Origin of the sequence: Edaphobacter lichenicola, from assembly GCF_014201315.1 — a bacterium.
Taxonomy (GTDB): Bacteria; Acidobacteriota; Terriglobia; order Terriglobales; family Acidobacteriaceae; genus Edaphobacter; species Edaphobacter lichenicola_B.
Map to the genome: position 1 here is coordinate 1 of NZ_JACHDY010000004.1, position 18265 is coordinate 18265.

Here is an 18265-nt window from a genome sequence, read left to right on the forward strand (position 1 = left end):
ACCTGGAGGACACCGGCGGGGCTGTAGGAGAAGCTACCGGCGATGGAGCTGGTGGCGGTGAGGGTGGGGGAGCCGAGGGCGGTGCCGTAGACCGCAGACTGGCTCTTCCAGGTGATGGTGTAGGAGCCCTTGTTGATCGTGAGGGTACCGGTGTTGTAGGTGAAGGTGTAGTTGGTGGAGGCCAGGGTACCGGGGGCGGCGGTGATGGGGTAGACGTTCGGAGCGGTTGGGGCTGCCGGAGTAGTGGTCAGCGACGGGGAGCCGGTGGTGGCCGAGGCCTGGGTATCTCCGTTGACGAAGCCGGTGATGGTGGCCGCGTAGGTGGGGTCCGCCGTGCCGTACGGGATGGTGTAGCTGCTTGCCGTGACGGTGAGGTTGGCCTGGGTGACGGTGAGGGTGCCGTTGACGTAGGTGACGGTGTAGTTGCCGAGGTTGCTGCCGGTGGCGGTAGGGACGATGTTGTAAGTACCGACCGGGGAGGAGGTGGTGGCGGTGGTGCTTTCGGAGAAGGTGAAGGTGTCGCCGTTCACGGCTCCGGTGGCGGATGCGGAGAAGGTTGGGTTAGCTGCTCCGTAGACGCGGGTGGCGCTGCCGGCGGTTACGGTGAGGGTGCCCTTGTTGATGGTGAGGGTGCCTGGGTTGTAGGTGAAGGAGTAGTTGGTGGAAGCCAGGGTGCCGGGGGCGGCGGTGATGGGGTAGACGTTCGGAGCGGTTGGGGCTGCCGGAGTAGTGGTCAGCGACGGGGAGCCGGTGGTGGCCGAGGCCTGGGTATCTCCGTTGACGAAGCCGGTGATGGTGGCCGCGTAGGTGGGGTCCGCCGTGCCGTACGGGATGGTGTAGCTGCTTGCCGTGACGGTGAGGTTGGCCTGGGTGACGGTGAGGGTGCCGTTGACGTAGGTGACGGTGTAGTTGCCGAGGTTGCTGCCGGTGGCGGTGGGGACGATGTTGTAAGTACCGACCGGGGAGGAGGTGGTGGCAGTGGTGGTCTCGGAGAAGGTGAAGGTGTCGCCGTTCACGGCTCCGGTGGCGGATGCGGAGAAGGTTGGGTTAGCTGCTCCGTAGACGCGGGTGGCGCTGCCGGCGGTGACGGTGAGGGTGCCCTTGGTGATGGTGAGGGTGCCTGGGTTGTAGGTGAAGGAGTAGTTGGTGGAGGCCAGGGTGCCGATGGCGGCGGTGATGGGGTAGACGTTCGGAGCGGACGGGGCTGCCGGAGTAGTGGTCAGCGACGGGGAGCCGGTGGTGGCCGAGGCCTGGGTGTCTCCGTTGACGAAGCCTGTGATGGTGGCGGTGTAGGTGGGGTCAGCCGTGCCGTAGGGGATGGTAAAGCTGCTGGCCGTGACGGCGAGGGGGGCTTTGGTGACGGTGAGGGTGCCGTTGACGTAGGTCACGGTGTAGTTGCCGAGGTTGCTGCCGGTGGCGGTGGGAACGATATTGTAGGCACCGACCGGTGAGGCGGCGGTGGCGGTGGTGCTTTCGGAGAAGGTGAAGGTGTCACCGTTCATGGCGCCGGTGGCTGACGCGGTGAAGGCGGGGTTAGCGGCTCCGTAGACCTTGGTGGCGCTGCCGGCGGTAACGGTGAGGGTGCCCTTGTTGATGGTGAGCAAGCCGTTGACGGGGGTGAAGGTGTAATTGGCGGAGGCGAGGGTTCCGGTGGCGGCGGTGATGGTGTAGGTGCCGGGAGTGGAAGGTGCTGCGGGAGTGGTGGTGAGCGACGGAGCGCCGGTGGTGGCTGATGCGGCGGTGTCGCTGTTGACGAAGCCGGTGATGGTGGCCGCGTAGGTGGGGTCCGCTGTGCCGTACGGGATGGTGTAGCTGTTAGCCGTGACGGTGAGAGCACGTTGATTGACGACTATTTGAACGGAAGCAGTTGCGGTGGTGTAGTCGGTGGTGTCGGTGGGAGTAAAGGTGACAGTGAGGGTTTGGTTGCCGGCAGGGAGTACAGTGCCTGCGGCAGGGCTGTAGGAGAAGGTACCTGGGATCGAGCCGGAGACGGTAGCGTTCAACTGGCCCGCGGGGCTTTGGACGAGCGCCGTACCATAGGTGATATTGGCTGGGTTCGACCAGTTGATAACCGGTGTGGCTTTCGTGATGGAGAGGGTTCCGGTGGCGAAGGTCAAACTGTAGTTGGATGACACGAGGGAACCGGTGCCGGCCGTGATTGTGTAGTTGTTTACGGTCGTGGGGGCGGCCGGGGTCGTCGTCAGAGAGGGATTGCCGGTGTAGGCGGTTGATGCGGTGTCGCCGTTGACGTAGCCAGTGACTGTGTAGGTGTAAGGAGGAACTGCCGTCCCGTAGACTGCAGTCTCGTTGTTGGCGGTGAAGAGAAGAGCTTGTTTGGTGACGACAAGGTTGACGGTCTTTGTTGCTATCCCGTAGTTCGGGTTGGTAGGGGTGAAGACAACGCTGAGCGGAACGGTTCCAACGGCAGGAACGAATCCGGCGGCCGGAGTGTAAGCGTAGGTACCTGGCACTACAGTTGGAGTAGAGGATGTGTTGAGCGCCATCGCCACAATTACGACGTTGCGATTGTTCGGGAGCGTGATGCTTTGTACGGTCTTCGAGCTATCGAGGGATATCTGATATCCATACAGATCGGCTTGGCCGCCATTTGTGACTCGACCTCCGCTGCCAGTGTTGTAATATGCGGTGACCGCAACGATGGATTCGCCAGGGTAACCTGCATCAACTAGCCAATCGCTAAGGCTGATATTTGTGGTTGCAGTGGTTCCATCGGTATAGGTAATGGTGAAGGGCTGTGCGGTCTGTCCGGGTATGGTCGCCGCACCAATCAGTGACAAGCTAACAAAATTCCCTTGAGGCAGAGCAATCGTTGTGCTCGTGACGGCGTCCGGAACATTCGCTGGACCTAGTGAATATGTCTGCCCATTCCAGATAACGGAAGAACCAAGGAGGGTGGCTGAGTAGGCATTTCCACCGTTATCGAAGCCTCCAGTTGAGAAGGTCGATCCATCGGTTTCAAAGGCGTTGACGCGATAGTAGGACGAGAGCGAAACGGAGGTTGTTCCAGGTGTCGTCTGCGCAACTGCGTCAAGTTGTGTCGAACTGAGTGCTGTTCCGTAGGTGATAGGTGCGGGCGTAGGCCAGACGATCGTTGTGGCGTTCGAGGGATTAACGAGTTCCTGCACACTGCCTGAAGCGCCCGTGTAATCTGTCTGGTCAGTGGGAGTAAATGTGGTCGAAAGAGTGTTTTCTCCAGTTGGAAGTACCGTGCCCGAAGCTGGGTTGTATACCAGCGTGCCTGGCACAGGCGGAGAGACAAGATCCATGGCGAGTATCGAGACATCTCCTGGTCCCTGCCATGCGGGAAGCGTGACACTCTGAACAATTTTTGAGCTATTGAGCGGAATCTGATAGCCATAGACGCACGTCAAGTGACCATCTTGGCCGCCACTGGAGGTGTTACGGTACGGGACACATGTTACTTCTGTCTCGCCAGGCCAGTTCAACGGATACACCCAGTCACTCAGGCTTTGCGTGAAGGTCGTGGTTGTTCCGTCGGTATACTTGATGATAAAGGGGTTCGCCGCGGTAGTATTGTTGACCATCGCGCCAAGCAGATTAAGGCTGGCGTAGTATCCAGGCGGAAGAGAGATGGTCACCGCCGTTCCTGTGCTACTTAGACCGCCGACTGCATCGGGTGCGTTGGCTGGTCCCAATTGATAGGTTATGTTGTTCCAGGTGACGGAAGTTCCCAGCAAATTCGCCGAGTAGGCATTGCCGCTTTGATCAAAGCCACCGCTAAAGCTCCTGCCATTGGAGTAGATGCCGTTGAGGTTGTAGTACGAAGTCAACGGGACCGGAGTGTAGACGGCCACAGTAGCGTCCAGTTGTATTCCACTCAATGCCGTCCCGTAAGTGATCGGCGCCGGGGTCGCCCAGCTGACCTGGGGGTTTGCAGGATTTACCACGAGGGTTACGCTGCTGCTCGCCGTGTTGTAGTCCGTCGTATCAGAAGGAGTGAAGAGGACGGTAAGAGTGTGTGTACCAGCTGTGAGTAGCGCCAGGGCCGATGGGCTGTAGGAGTATGTACCGGCTACACCTGTTGCTGCATTGAGCTGAGTGTTCGTCAACAGAGTTCCGTAGCTGATGGCTGCTGGATTGGCCCAGGTGATGACAGGGGTCACCTTTGCGACCGGGTAATTAATCGCCGAAGAGGTGCTAGTTAGAAAATTTGCATCTGTGCCGCCGAGGTTGTAACTCGCAGTGAGGCTGTCGGTGCCTCCAGGGAGAGACGTCACGTTCAACGTCGCGATTCCGCTGGAGAGCCTGCTTGTGCCGAGAACGGTGGCGCCATTCAGGAAGGTAATCAGTTCGTTGTTGGTGGTGTAGCCGCCTAACGCGTAGGGGCTGAGCGTGGCAGAGAGTACGACCTGCTGGCCATAGTTGCTGGAAGAGGGATTCGCGCTGAGCAACGTCGCGGTAGTAATCGGCGTTCCGGTGAGAGACAGGAGACTGGAGGTGCTCTTAGTGAAGTAGGTTTCTCCCGGGTAGACGGCTTCGACCTTGTGCTGTGTTGCAGCTCCTTCGGGAACGTTGGGCTTGTTTAGCGTTGCTGTTGCAGTCTGGGTTATCTGGTCCAGCAGGACGGTCACGTTGTTGCTGCTTTGGACTGGCGTTGCGATATCCGGAAATCCGTCGCCGTTGAGATCGCCGACAAGCGTCGAGGAGCCGGTTGAACCAACGGTGTAGTTCGCGACAGTCTTGAAAGTGCCGTCCCCGTTTCCAAGAAGTACGCTTTGGGTTGTGCTGCCCTGATTGACGACAGTCAGGTCTGCGTTTCCATCACCATCGAAATCACCTGAGGCAATGGCGATGGGATTGGTGCCGACAGTCAGGGTGGAGGTTTTGGTGAAGGCGCCCTTGCCATTCCCAAGAAAGATGCTGATTGTGCCACTGGCGAAATTAGTAATTGCAAGATCGAGGGATCCGTCGCCGTTGAAGTCGCCGGCTACTATTCCGGTTGGACCACTCCCTGGGGTGAGCGGGCTCGCCGGAACAAAGTTGCCTGTGCCGGTGCCCAGAAGAATGGAGACCGAGGCGGCGGTTTTATTCGTCACTGCAAGATCGGCATTACCATCCCCGTTGAAGTCGCCCACCACCAGGCTGAAGGGACCGGTCCCGACGGAAAAAGGCGAGAACGTAGCAGCGGTGAACGTGCCGTTGCCATTGTTGAGCAGGATGGTGACCGTGTTGCTGGACTGGTTTGTGATAGCGAGGTCGGCGTTGCCGTCGTTGTTGAAATCACCTACCGCGACTGCACCTGGGGCGTTTCCCGTAGCGTAAGTTACCTGGGGCTGAAACGTTCCGTTTCCTTTGCCCAGGAAGATGCTTACGGTGTTGCTTCCGGCGTTTGTTACGGCAAGATCCAGAATTCCATCGTTGTTGAAGTCGCCGACTGCAATGCCGGTCGGAGTTGTGCCGGCTGTGAGCGTGGTTCCTGCGGTGAAGGTTCCGGTTCCTGTGCCCAGCAGAATATTGACTCCGCTCGTGGCAGAGGCGACGGCGATGTCCAGCTTTCCGTCGCCGTTAAAGTCCCCTAGAGCAGAGCCTCTGGGAGGATTACCTGTCGTGCTTGCGGAACCGGCAGCAGTAAACGTCTGCGCCTGGACAGCGGCTGACAGGGAAGACGTGCCGAAGACGTAGTTGCTGTTAGAAGTGTCTACAAACGAAAGTGCGGCTGTCGGCGCCAGAGTAAACCCGCCGGTGCCGACGACCGTAGCCGTGAGGGTGTAGTTGGGGGCGGTCGTCGTACCGTTGGTAAGCGTCGTTCCAGTGGAGTAAGTTCCGGTAACAGTGAGAGATTGTGACGCTGAGGTGCTGGAGGAATATGAAGTTGTTCCGTTGTAGACGGCTATGTATTTGTGGGTTCCGATGCCAGGAATGAGACGAAGCACCGCAGTTCCAGTGGAGGTTAGCTGAGCCGTGCCCAGAATTGCCGCATTTTCGCAGCGAACTGCCGTCGCGTCACAAAAAGTTATCAGGCCTGGGGATACAGTAGTCGTACTGGTCGTTACCGCGGCGGTAAGAGTCACCGTCGTTCCGCTGGCCACGGTGCCTGAAGAGAGTGTCAGAGCTGTCGTCGTTGCAGCACCCAAAGCAAAGCTCTCCGGCGTCGACACGGTGGCCAGCAGAAGGGCCAGCACGGACAAAAAGATGCCTGAGAAAGAACGCACGCCAGACTTTGGAGTTTCTGAGCTGCTGTTGCGGTTGATGCTGTGTGGCGACATGCTTATCTCCGTGACGACTCGTGACGTGACAAGAAGTTTTCAGGCAGACGGGTGCGCCTTACGCAGAAGCTCCGGTGGATGGTGGCCACTTTCGACTTCTGCGCTGCTTTTCTGCTAAGAACTTCCTGAGGCGAGAACTATGCTGTTACTGCTAAAGCCCGAAGAGGCCCAAGAACTTTCGTGCCGCTCTTATCAGGCCTGCATGTTCGCCGATGAGAGATGGAACCGCATAAGAGAGTTAATTGGCCTCCGTTGCTCCTCACTAGAATCACTTAGCCGAGGCTTCTCTTCCATAGTCCAAAGGTGGCAGCATAAACTGCGCTAAATGCAGGGGTTTTTACCCAACAGATGGAAATATTTTTATGGACTGACACAGAAGTGTCAGAGGTGCGGAGTGAGAGGTGAGTTCGTTGGACTGTCGAGTGCCGTCGGAGCTTGAGTGATCTGGAGCTTTTTGTTCTACTGCATACTTGGTGCTCGGGGATTCTATGGAGACCTCGACGGCACGTGGATTCGTCGTAAGACTGCGCGCGGGTCGCTTCTATGTTAAGAGTCGAAAAATCGGACTCCGCCGGGAGATGAGACGTGGGGAGGATAATTAAAGTCCATCTCTCTCTCGGGACAGGTTCCTGGAGGCTTACGTGGTGCAGGACGGCCAATGGAACCAGCGCACTTTGGTTGAATATGCCCTGACAAATCCCGCAGCCAGGTGCAATCCCCGCATCGAAGGGAGGTTTAACGGTGCCTCGCCATCTCCGTCACGATAGAGAAAGAGGTTCAAAATGAACTCACCCTCCTCAGTGGAAAGCTTTACTAAAGCCGCAGTTGTGGGGACCAGGCTCTCCGGATATGACCTGTTGCTCCGCCCAGGACTCAACAAGAGGGAGCGCTTACCGAGGGAGGAGCGAGATGCCTTCGTGGTCCATGGATTGCTACCACCGTATCTGGGGACGTTAACTATATAGATATGGGAGCCGGTCTACCTGCCCTATGTCCGGTTAGGCGATTTAGCGCTTTCACAATCGGTCGAGCGCGGGCGGTCGGGTCAGCTGCGAATGTGTAAGAAAGTGAGGTGATCGATGGCTGCACAAGAGTTGTATGTGCTGAAGCAGATTCCCATAGGCGTCGATGCGACGGGAAAGCGAAAAGAGACGGATTCGATGGGCGAAGTCGAGGTTCCGGCAGACCACTACTGGGGCGCCCAGACCGAGCGTTCGCTGATTCACTTTGCCATCGGGGACGACCGCATGCCGAAGCAGGTGTATCACGCTTACGGCTATGTGAAAAACGCAGCCGCTCTGGTGAATGCCGCTGCAGGGCGCCTCGACCGGAGGCAGGCCGATGCAATATCGACCGTTGCGGACGAGGTGATCGCCGGCAAGCTGGATAGCGAGTTCCCGCTCTTTGTCTGGCAGAGCGGCTCGGGGACGCAGTCGAACATGAACGTCAACGAAGTAATCTCCAACCGCGCGATTCAGTTGCTCGGCGGAGTGCTGGGGAGCAAGGCGCCGATCCACCCGAATGACCACGTCAATATGGCGCAGTCGTCGAATGATACCTTTCCGACGGCGATGCATATTGCCAGCGCCCTTGAGGTGAAGAAGTATCTGTTACCTAGAGTGGAAGCCCTGGCTTCGGCGATAGAGGACAAGGCGAAGCAGTGGCGCGATGTCGTTAAGATTGGCCGTACGCATCTGGAAGACGCTGTGCCTGTGACGGTCGGCCAGGAGTGGTCGGGCTATGCGGTTCAACTGCGCGACGCGATGGCGTTGATCGACAGGTCTCTCGAGGGGATCTATCAACTGGCGGCTGGTGGCACTGTGGTAGGTACGGGGTTGAACGCTCCCCCTCACTTTGGGGAGGATATCGCTGCGAAGATCGCGGAGTTGACGGGGATGCCGTTTGTCACAGCGCCAAACAAGTTTGCCGCCCAGGGGTCGCTCGACGCGATGGTGAATGCGCATGCCGCGCTGCGCTCTCTGGCGGTCGCTCTGATGAAGATTGCGAATGATATGCGATGGCTGGCATCCGGTCCGCGGTGTGGCCTTGGCGAACTGGTGCTGCCTGCGAATGAGCCTGGCTCTTCGATCATGCCCGGGAAGGTGAATCCGACGCAGTGTGAAGCGATGGTGATGATCTGTATTCAAGTGATCGGAGACGATACGGCCGTAGCGTTCGCGGGCTCGCAGGGCAACTTCGAATTGAATGCGATGCGGCCGATCATCATCAACAACTTCATTCATTCGGCGCGGATTCTGGCCGATGGGTGCGAGAAGTTTCGGGTCTTCTCGGTTGACGGGACCATGCTGAATGAAAAACGCATCGTCCAGTTTGTTCAGAACTCTCTGATGCTGGTGACGGCGCTTAGTCCTGTGATCGGCTACGACAAGGCGTCGAAGATTGCCCACAAGGCGCACGAGGAAGAGACGACCCTGAAGGAGGCGGCGCTGGCGACTGGATGGATCGACGAAAAGGCGTTTGATCAGGTTGTGGATCTGAAGAAGATGGTCTTTCCTCACAATTGAGGGCTAACGCTGGTGCAGATTGTTAATGGAGATAGTCTGCACTTACCGGGCTTTTCATGACACTACCTATGCTTTGGGACGGCTTGCCACTGTGGTGCCTGTGATGTCTTCCATGAGGCGAATGGAGCCGCAGATGTCGTCCTCGCCGAAGCCTTTGGCGATCGCTGCGCGATAGAGCTGCCGCGAGAGTGAGGTAAGGGGTGCGGGGACGTTGAGCTCAGCCGCAGACTCCAACATGAGCTCCATATCTTTCTCGAGCCACTTGACGGAGAAGTTGGTGGTGAAGTTTCTAGCAAAGACCATGGGAGCTTTTGTGGTGAGCAGACCAGACTTCGCCGCGCTGTTATTGAGGATATCGAGCATCATCTCGGGATCGACGCCGGCCTTTGTGCTCAAGACAATGCTTTCATTGAAGGCCTGGAGCAAATTGCCAAGGATCATGTTTTGCGACAACTTGGCGTGAAGTCCCATGCCTGCTTCTCCGCAGTAGTACAAAAGCTTTCCCATAGTTTCAAAATACGGGCGGACTTTCTCGAAGATATCCTTTGGACCGCCGACCATAAACGTCAGCGTGCCACCCTCTGCTCCGGCCTTGGAGCCGGTACAGGGCGCGTCAAGAAAACTGATGTCCTTCTTCGCCAATTCAGCAGCGATCGCGCGACTTGCGGAGGGAGCAATGGTGCTACAGTCGACGATGATCGACTTGGCGGCTGCGCCCTCGACCAAACCACCTGCGCCCAGGATGACACTGCGCGACATCTCCGTATCGCCTACGCAGAGAAACGTACAGTCGCTGTGGCGTGCGACATCTGCCGGGGTTGCGCATGCGATACCACCCTTGTCGGCCAGAGCTGCAACCTTATTCTCGCTAAACGACCAAAGAGCCACCTGATGACCTGCCTCGATCAGACGAAGAGCCATCGGGCCACCCATAATTCCCAATCCTAAAAAGCCAAGCTTTGCCATTTTGCGTTGCGCTCCTTTAAACGATGTTAGAAGTGAAAGACGTAGGTGTATAGGAGCGAATCCGGTGAGAAAGTTCTGATGCACGTTGGAGGCATGTCCGTCCCTTCAGAGGTAACCCGCGCTATCTCATAGCGGCGCGGACATTCCTGTTCCAGGAACCGTGCTACGCTTGTCTTGTCGGACCGATTGTCCTGTAATGACAGGCCTGCGCGTCGTGTCGAGTATTCGAAAACGAGCTATGCGGAATCGCCCATGCTGCTAGTCGGGGCAAGTCTCAGAAGGGCCTTGGTGGAGTGTCGCCCATGATATCGGCCGCGTTGGATTTGGGTGAAATCGCGCGCGATCTTTTTAGAGACTCTCTGGCGGATTGCAGCATCGAGCGAGCTTTTTCTGAAAAGATAAAGAGCCATACTGACGGCGCATCTCGGAGGTATCTCCTCTTCGGGGAAAACACCGTGGATCTTAGCCGCTTGAAGCACATTCGCGTCCTTGCCGCCGGGAAGGCAGCAACACCCATGCTGGGGGCTCTTCTTCCGCATCTTCAGGATCTGCCGCGGTGCGAAGTGTCAGGTGTTTTGGTGACAGCAGACCGCCCTGAACAACTCCCGGAGAATTTTCAGTTTTTTGCGGGTGGACATCCTCTTCCAAATCAAGCTTCGGTAGACGCCGCGCGTGCTGCTCTGCAAGTCCTGCAATCGCTTAAACTGGCGAGCTCTCCAGACGATGCCCTCTGCCTCTTTCTCATCAGCGGAGGCGCTTCGGCGATGCTCGAACTGCCGCTGGATTCGACCATCTCCCTTGAAGACACGGTCAGCTTTTACCGCGAGCTGGTCCACAGCGGAGCCTCTATCGCGGAGATCAATTGTGTACGGAAACATTTCTCCGCCATCAAGGGTGGCCGCCTCGCCATGCATGCAGAAGGCATCCTCAGCTACTCTCTTCTGATCTCCGACGTACCTCTTGGCCATCTCGACGCACTGGCCTCGGGTCCAACGCTGCCAGACACTTCCACGGTGGAACAGTGCCGTGAGATTCTGGCACGCTACGATCTCATGAAGAGATTTCCAGCCTCGTTACGTCGTTTTTTTGGCAACCCGGACCTCCCCGAGACTCCCAAGGCACATCAATTCAGCGCCCGCTCTCTCACCTTGATTACTTCCGACGATCTGGCAGAGGCCACACAACGACGTGCTGAAAATCTTGGATTTTATGCCGTTATTGATAACAGCTGCGACGATTGGGACTACCGTCGCGCGGCCGTTTACCTGCTTGAGCGCCTGCGAAGTCTGCGGCGCGATCATGCTCGCGTATGTCTTATTTCTTCGGGAGAGGTGACGGTCGAGCTTCCGGAGCGAAGTCCGGAAACTAACGGCACGGGAGCATCGCACAGACTTGGTATCGGAGGGAGGAACCAACACTTTGCCCTGTATGCAGCGACACTGCTACAGTCCTCTCCTGGCTCGACGGTCGTCTTGTCTGCGGGCACTGACGGAATCGACGGTAACAGTATCGCGGCCGGCGCAGTGGTGGGCGAGCTAACTCTTTTGCAGAGCAACGGTTCGGGCAACACCGCGGACTCAGGGCTTCTACGTCAGGCCGAACTTGCCTTGCAACACTTTGACTCCGGCGCATTTCTTAAAACAATTGGTTCCAGTATTGTGACCGGCGCGACCGGCAACAATCTGCGTGACCTTCGTATCCTGTTGGCCGAGTGATTTTAGGCTGACCGCCGTGCATGGTTCTTCGAAGCGGCGGGCGTCTTCCTTGCAGCAGGTTTCTACAAGGCGATGATGTGGACGAGTGCCTTGCTTTTCCGTTTCTACTCGAGTTGATACATATCTCCTGAGGAATGAATCATTTATGCACCAACAATAAGAATTCGGAGCTTGTGAATATTAAGTCGAACGAATGCCCATGCCGCCTGCTGCTGATATCAAGACAACGTTTGGGTAGGGGTTGCGAATTGGCGTTTGGTCAAGAAAGATCATGTTGCGGATTTCCGCGTACGGCGAGGAAGCAGGGTTCGACCTGATCATCGAAGCTGAATTGGAGCTGCTCCTCGCTCAACAGACGCGAGGGCAAAGTAAGAGGCGATTTCCATGCGTCCATTTGTACGGACAATAAGTGTAATGGGTTGTCCGAACAAGCCACTACATATCTGCATCGTTGCGCGGCAAGTAGTAGACCAGTGGGTCCTCTCTTCCAGCCGAACTGCTCGCGTCGATTCAGCGACTATCCTCCCGGCGATCGTTACACGGACCTTGCCCTCCCCGGTGAAATCGTAATGGGGTGGTCAGGCCCGGGAATTCTGATATCTTTGGCTTCGTTCGACTTTACTTGCATTTTGCGTGCCTCAGGTTGTCAGGTTAGAGCTTCGAACCGCCATCGACGGGAATACTCGCACCCGTGATCCAGCGCGCCGCATCAGACGCCACAAAGGCGACTACGTCGGCAACATCCTCGGCCTTGCCGAGTCGCTTAAGCGCCTGCATTCCCAGCGCGGTCTCGCGTCCTGCCTCGGTCTTCGTGAAATTCGACATATCTGTGTCGATGACCCCAGGAGCGACAGCGTTTACGCGTATGCCGCTCGGCCCAAGAATGGCGGCCCAATTCTTGATCAGGGTCTCAAGGGCCCCTTTCGTAGAGGCGTAAGCGAGAATCGAAGGATTTTCCTCGCCGGGCTTGCCAACTACCGTACGTGCCACAGCAGAGGAGATAGCAACGATGTTTGAACCGTCGCCTAGAATGGGCAGGAGTTGCTGTACCAGAAAGAACGGGCCTCGGACGTTTGTCGCAAAGAGGTTGTCAAAATCCTCTATCGTGTAATCCACGATGCGAGCAACTTGCTGATTCCGGCGTTGAGCACAAGCACATCCAACCGATCGCCGACGATGGAACGGACCTGCTTGGCAAGCAGCGACACGCCGTCCGGAGTTCCCGGTCGGCTGAAATTGCATTTGCACGTCCGCCTCTCGCCTGAATCTCGGTGACCAGAGACTCCGCTTCCTGCGCAGAACGGCCATAGTGAACCAGGACGTGCGCGCCGGCCTCAGCCACAGCCACTGCCGTTGCGCGGCCAATGCCTCTCGATGCGCCAGTCACAAGCGCTGTTTTGTTTTGAAGTGTAGTCATTGTCCTCTCTATTGCCTCTCAGTTATTAGATAGGGCGAGTGTGGCACCTGGAGTCGAAGGAGAGCCGGCTCCAATCGGAGTCGGCTCTCAATTCGGTCTGCACGGTCGCGTCTTTCTTCAGGCTCCTATACCGAATGCCTGCGTCGGTTCAGGCATTCATTCCGCCATCCACGGTCAGATTTGCTCCGGTGATGTACGAGGATTCAGGACCGGCGACGAACGCTACCATCGCGGCGATCTCCTCAACGTGCCCATAGCGGTTGAGCGCCGTGGCGGCCTTCTGCGGTACCGCCCAATCACCCGAGGCGGGATTCAAATCGGTATCGATCGGACCCGGCTGGACGTTGTTGACCGTGATGCCACGGCCCCCCACCTCTCTTGACAGCGCCTGCGTGAACATCTTGACGGCTCCCTTCGTGGCCGCATAGGGCACAAGCCCGGGCGCAACGGCACGCTCGCCCACGGCCGAACCGACCATGATGATGCGGCCGCCATCCTTCATGTGCTTTAGCGCAGTCTGCGTGGTAGCGAATACGCCGCGGATGTTGATGTCGATGACGCGATCCATCTCCTCCTGCGTGGCCTCTTCGAACGGTTTCGGAATGGCCGTGCCGGCATTGTTCACAAGCACATCCAGCCGTCCGAAGGTCGCGACCGCCTTTTCGACCGCACCTTTGACTGCTTCGATGTTGGCAGCGTCCGCCTGGATCGCGATAGCTTTTCCCCCGGCGAGTTCAATGGCTTTGACGACGGCTGCGGCCGAGTTGGTGTCCTTTGCGTACGTGATGGCTACGCTTGCTCCATCGGCGGCCAGACGCTTCGCAATCGCTGCGCCAATGCCGCGGGAACCGCCAGTTACGAGTACCACTTTCTTCGCTAACTTAGACATAGATCTCCTTTGGTTTTCTGTAAATGATCGAATCGCTTCACTGATTCAACTGACTGCCATCGCATTACGACGTGCCAGACAGTTATCTGATGTGTGACTCTTGCAATCAGATTGGGCAGCCTTGGGAATACTAACTATTCCTCGATGGAATGGTGGTCTCCATTGAGAGTCCTCACGGAAGTAGCGAGCCCCAAATGTTCGGGGCGAAGTACCTTTGCGCTCTCTTTTGTGGCAGGACTGACTGAGTAGTGAACTGCTAAGTGATCTACTCGGTTTCAGCCACAAAGACCGCAGTTGTGAGTGCGGGTACTGTCGCAGTCCCCTCTTTAGAGTTGAACGTGGATTGACTGGTTGCGGGATCGCTGGAGTGGCGCTGCACCGGGTGCAGATGCAGGCCCAAACCCTGCAGATGACTGTTGGTGAAGGTCACGGAAGCATTGGTTGCGTTGAAGACGACGACGACGTGTTTGTAGATTCCGTAGCTCCCGCCATTCGCATCCAGCTTCATCACGATCAGCCCCGGCGTCTGGTTTGAACCGGTATTCAGAAACGTAAGGTTCTGCTGCACTTCCTCGAAGGTGGGCATGCGGAACAACTCTGAGCTGTAACGGATCTGCAGCAATTCGCTGAACGCTGCTTTACTGTATGCAATATTTGCTGGAAGCGGGGTGTAGGCAGGGTTGCTGAGCAGCGGCATCATGATCGGCCACTGGGCCTGGTTCTGGCTCGCGATGGGCAGACCGATGCCCCAGTTTGCGGTCTTACCGCTCCAGTCGATCTTATTGAACCAGTCACCGGAGTTGTAACTGTTTTGGTCCATGTCCTTGGAGCGCAGTAGATCGTCGCCTGCCTGGAAGAACGGAATTCCCTCCCCGAGGGTTACGAGGCTCATGCCCATCACCTGCCTGCGGGCACGAGTGGCAATGTTATCGTTGTAGCTCGACTTTAGCTGCACCTTGTCGAAGAGGTCCTGGTTGTCGTGGACTGACGCATAGTTGACTGCCTCGATCGGGCTCTTGGTATATCCGGTTGGTTGTCCGTTGTAGAGCACCTGGGCTCCGGTTACTGTCGCCCCGGCGCTGTCGGTAAAACTGTAGTCGCGCAGGTTTCCTGTGAGTCCTACATCGATCCAGTCAGAGTACTGTAGCAACTGATTCTGCTGACCGTTTAGCGGCGGATTCGAGTTGGTGTAATCGCTTGGGTCGGTGAAGAGCCCCGTGGCAAAGCCCTGCACGCGCTCATCGGTAAACGGGCTGCCACCGTGGATGCCATCGCGGATGCGATCGTTGAAGGTGCCAACTCCAAACCCATAAAGATTAATCTGTGAGGCGTTCGGACCTATTTGATTGTTCGCGGTATCTCCGAAGTTGAATCCTTCTCCATAGAGGTAGATCTTCGATCCGTCAACACCGTCTTTCTCGGGAATAAGTGCCTGCAGGGCCCGCTGAATATGCTGAATGTTGTATGTGAACATGAAGCTCAAGATGTCGAAGCGGAAGCCATCGATCTTATAGTCTCGCGCATTGAGCACGAGGGTGTCGATGATCAGCTTTTCCATCATGAGGTGTTCGCTTGCGGTGTCGGGGCAGCACGAGCCTGTCTCAAGATTTCCATTCGCGTCGAGGCGGTGATAGTAGTTCGGCACCACCTCGTCGAGATTGGAGTTCGGAGCCTCGCCGCTGGCATTTGTGTGGTTGAAGACCACATCCTGAACCACACGCAGTCCCGCCTTGTGCAGCCCATCCACCATTCCCCGATACTCGCGCACGCGGTTATCTGGATTGATCGCGTAGCTACCCTCAGGCGTCATGTAGTGCACGGGATCGTACCCCCAGTTGTACGCAGGATTAGTCTGGCTTGCCGTCACGGCTGCCTGCTGCTGCTGGCCATCGGGCGGATATGCCGCCAGACCGGTGGGAATGATCCATTTTGATTTATCTTCATTCACGCTGGCGAAGTGGAACGAGGGCAAGATATGGACTGCTTTGAGTCCGCTTTCGGCCAGAGAGCGAAGATGCTTCATACCGTCCGAACCTTGGTCCTCAAAGGCTTCGTACATTCCGCGATGAGCCAACGGAACTGTGAGATCGTTCACGCTGAAGTCGCGAACATGAAGTTCATAGATGCTCATATCGCTGACGCTTCTTAGCGGAGGTGACGTCTCCTCGTCCCAGCCTGCGGGCTTCGTCTTGTCGGAGTCGAGATCCGTGATTCTGCTCTTGGTGCCGTTTAACGCGATATCGATCGAATAGGGATCGCTGGTGACATTGGTGTCCACCGCGCCGTCGGCTGACACCCACACCTTCACGCTGTAGAGGTAGTACTTATCCTTCCAGCCAGGGTCACCTTTCGCTACCCATACTCCATCGTGCTCATGCATCGGGGCAACGGCGGACGGCGCAGTATCGGATTCGTGATCGAAGAGTTGCAAGGAGACACTCTGTGCAGTGGGCGCCCAGAGCTTCAGTTTGACGGCGCAATCCTCGTCGTCAGGCCAATCGCGCCAGTCTTTGTCGTCCCAATGATGAAAGACGACACCGAGCTTGCCAGGGTAGTAGTAGAGATCATCCAGAACGCCAGCGAACTGAATGCCGGTGGCATATTGCAGCGCTCCATTTGAACCGATGGCCGAAAACGCGAGCTGTCCTTCGAGCGCCGTCTGCAAGGCCGAAAGCTGCGTATTCGCCGGTAGTTGAAGGACGGTGTACCCATTCAATTGCGGGTATCGAAGCAACTCATCCGCAGTCAGGGCTCCGCCAACGGTGAGCGGAATATTGGTGCCTCCAGTGACGCCGGTGGGAGTCACAGACAGGCCGCCGGTGAGGCTGGAGCTTATCGCGAAGGTGTCACCACTTTGAGCAAACTGCGGCTGAATGGCTACTCGCTGGCGATCGAGCCAGTACGCCTGCTCCACGTTCAGGAGACTATCCAGTATCTGGGTAGGAGTCGGAGTTGTGAGGAAGACAGTCGCGTTCCCTGAGATCGCCCACGCCTGGGTGTTGGTAGCGACATTCAGATGCATGTCGGGCCCGGGATCTTTAACCCCAGTAGAGATGTTGTGGACGATAAATCCGAGGTCCTTTGGGTTGGGAATCAGACTTATGTCGAAGTACGCGCCGTAGGAGTCATGGCTGGTCACTCCGGTCAGTCCGTCGTTGAAGTCGCCGGTATACTCCGCTGTGTCGTTAAAGGCATAAACGGTCCAGTTCGCATAGTTCCCGTCGGGCCGGAAGTAGTGAATGCGGGCGTACCCGGGCAACAGCGCGGCAGGATTGCTCAGGCTTGGCTGGCTCTTGTACAGCTTGCCGATCCCGGTGTAGCCCCAGTACTCAAAGCCTTCCGTAGAAGGATCGACAAACTCGTTCGGCCCAGGGTCTTTCTGATCGCCTCCCGGCGCAGACGGATTGTGAATGATCAGCCCCAGGTTCTGCGCATTCGGGACAACTGCCACATCAAAATACACCCCGTATGCGTCAGTGTTCGTCGCAGGTACGAGTCCGCTGTTGTAGTCGCCGGTGAACTCCGTGGTGTCGTAGAAGGCATAGATCGTCCAGCCTCCGTAGTTGCCGTCCGTCCGGTGATAGTGAACACGGACGTATCCCGGCAGCAGAGCAGTGGGATTCGTGAGGCTTGGCGCAGACGTATACAGCTTGGCTATCCCGGAGTACGCCCAGTACTCGATGCCCTGAGTCGCGGGGTCGACAAAGAGATTGTTGGGAGTGTCCTTCTGGTCTCCGCCCGATGCCGTCGGGTTGTGAATAATAATCCCAACCTCTTGCGCGCCGGGTGTCACTCCAACGTCAAAATACGCGCCGAAGCTGTCCGTTCCAGTCACTTGAACCGGACCGCCGCCATAGTTGCCAGTGTCTTCCGTGGTGTTATCGAAGGCGTAGACCGTCCAGCCGCTATAGTTGCCGTCCGGTCGATGGTAGTGAATGCGTATGTCACCCGAGGGGATAGCCGGATCGGCCCCAAAGGCCGAGGCCGACGCAAAAACGCATAGCAGAAACATCAGGGCGCGAGAACTGGCCCTGCACAGAAGGCGCGGTGTTCCAATCCGGATTTTCATGAGTGGCTCCCCGAGGAAACTGGCTGGATTCGTTTGAGTCAAGGGCGCGATCGTTCGCGATCGCCGAAGGCATCCAATGGCAGCGTCGCGACATTAGTTGAATAGAACTTCTGGTGTCAAGGGAATTGCGACCTCATTCGCCTCAGCCCGGAAGAGAGCCGGTAGGCGGCGCTGCGGTTCGATCCCGTCTCTGGCCATCACCTAAAATCAATAACTTACGGGATTTAGTCAAAGCCTCCGCCGCGCGAAGGCTTGTGACGTCTTTGCGTAAGTGTCTCTTGCAAAGTAAAACAAATTTTTCCGATCAGTGATGTTCGCGCATTGGTCGCGCACTCAAGTCCGATTTTTGGCGGCCATCTAATCGATTGAATTTGATAAATAGGGGTCAGACGATGAGCACCGCCAGCCTTTTTCGGCCAGCAGCGCGTCAAACCCG

At 57.1% G+C, this 18265-nt stretch carries 8 protein-coding genes; 2 read left to right on the forward strand and 6 right to left on the reverse strand.

Annotated elements, in window-relative coordinates; genetic code table 11:
- A partial coding sequence (locus HDF09_RS13580) for an MBG domain-containing protein (protein WP_183767229.1) occupies positions 1 to 6248 on the reverse strand: 6248 nt, incomplete at its 3' end.
- A gap of 1079 nt (positions 6249 to 7327) precedes the next feature.
- Here HDF09_RS13580 and fumC point away from each other — a divergent pair.
- On the forward strand, positions 7328 to 8773 hold the full coding sequence (fumC, locus tag HDF09_RS13585; RefSeq protein WP_183767231.1) for a class II fumarate hydratase: 1446 nt from the start codon (positions 7328 to 7330) through the stop codon (positions 8771 to 8773).
- A gap of 66 nt (positions 8774 to 8839) precedes the next feature.
- Here fumC and HDF09_RS13590 read toward each other — a convergent pair whose 3' ends face one another.
- The gene (locus tag HDF09_RS13590) at positions 8840 to 9823 is read right to left on the reverse strand and encodes an NAD(P)-dependent oxidoreductase (RefSeq protein ID WP_311719509.1); all 984 of its coding nucleotides are present in this window, start codon (positions 9821 to 9823) and stop codon (positions 8840 to 8842) included.
- Between the two features lie 218 nt (positions 9824 to 10041).
- Here HDF09_RS13590 and HDF09_RS13595 point away from each other — a divergent pair, with 218 nt between their 5' ends.
- Positions 10042 to 11454, forward strand: a complete 1413-nt coding sequence (locus tag HDF09_RS13595) for a glycerate kinase type-2 family protein (RefSeq protein WP_183767233.1) — start codon at positions 10042 to 10044, stop codon at positions 11452 to 11454.
- 651 nt (positions 11455 to 12105) lie between these two features.
- On the opposite strand, the gene HDF09_RS13600 is transcribed toward HDF09_RS13595, so the two are convergent.
- The 4 genes from HDF09_RS13600 to pulA all read right to left on the reverse strand — a co-directional run bounded on the left by HDF09_RS13600 (position 12106) and on the right by pulA (position 17829).
- Positions 12106 to 12570, reverse strand: a complete 465-nt coding sequence (locus HDF09_RS13600) for an SDR family NAD(P)-dependent oxidoreductase (RefSeq protein ID WP_311719511.1) — start codon at positions 12568 to 12570, stop codon at positions 12106 to 12108.
- Positions 12545 to 12871: an SDR family NAD(P)-dependent oxidoreductase gene (locus HDF09_RS21150; RefSeq protein WP_311719513.1), complete on the reverse strand. Its 327-nt coding sequence runs from the start codon at positions 12869 to 12871 to the stop codon at positions 12545 to 12547. Before HDF09_RS21150 ends, HDF09_RS13600 begins: the two co-directional genes overlap by 26 nt.
- Before the next feature lie 148 nt (positions 12872 to 13019).
- Positions 13020 to 13760, reverse strand: coding sequence for an SDR family NAD(P)-dependent oxidoreductase (locus HDF09_RS13605; RefSeq protein ID WP_183767235.1), 741 nt, complete (start codon positions 13758 to 13760; stop codon positions 13020 to 13022).
- Positions 13761 to 14025: 265 nt separating this feature from the next.
- A complete protein-coding gene (gene pulA / locus HDF09_RS13610) occupies positions 14026 to 17829 on the reverse strand; it encodes a pullulanase-type alpha-1,6-glucosidase (RefSeq protein WP_183767237.1) in 3804 nt (1267 codons plus the stop codon).
- Positions 17830 to 18265: the final 436 nt, after the last annotated feature.

Excerpts from the sequence above, each read along its gene's own strand:
- HDF09_RS13605 (WP_183767235.1), bottom strand. The coding sequence starts at position 13,760 with ATGTCTAAGTTAGCGAAGAAAGTGGTACTCGTAACTGGCGGTTCCCGC.
- pulA (WP_183767237.1), bottom strand. The coding sequence starts at position 17,829 with ATGAAAATCCGGATTGGAACACCGCGCCTTCTGTGCAGGGCCAGTTCT.
- HDF09_RS13595 (WP_183767233.1), top strand. The coding sequence starts at position 10,042 with ATGATATCGGCCGCGTTGGATTTGGGTGAAATCGCGCGCGATCTTTTT.
- HDF09_RS21150 (WP_311719513.1), bottom strand. The coding sequence starts at position 12,871 with ATGACTACACTTCAAAACAAAACAGCGCTTGTGACTGGCGCATCGAGA.
- fumC (WP_183767231.1), top strand. The coding sequence starts at position 7,328 with ATGGCTGCACAAGAGTTGTATGTGCTGAAGCAGATTCCCATAGGCGTC.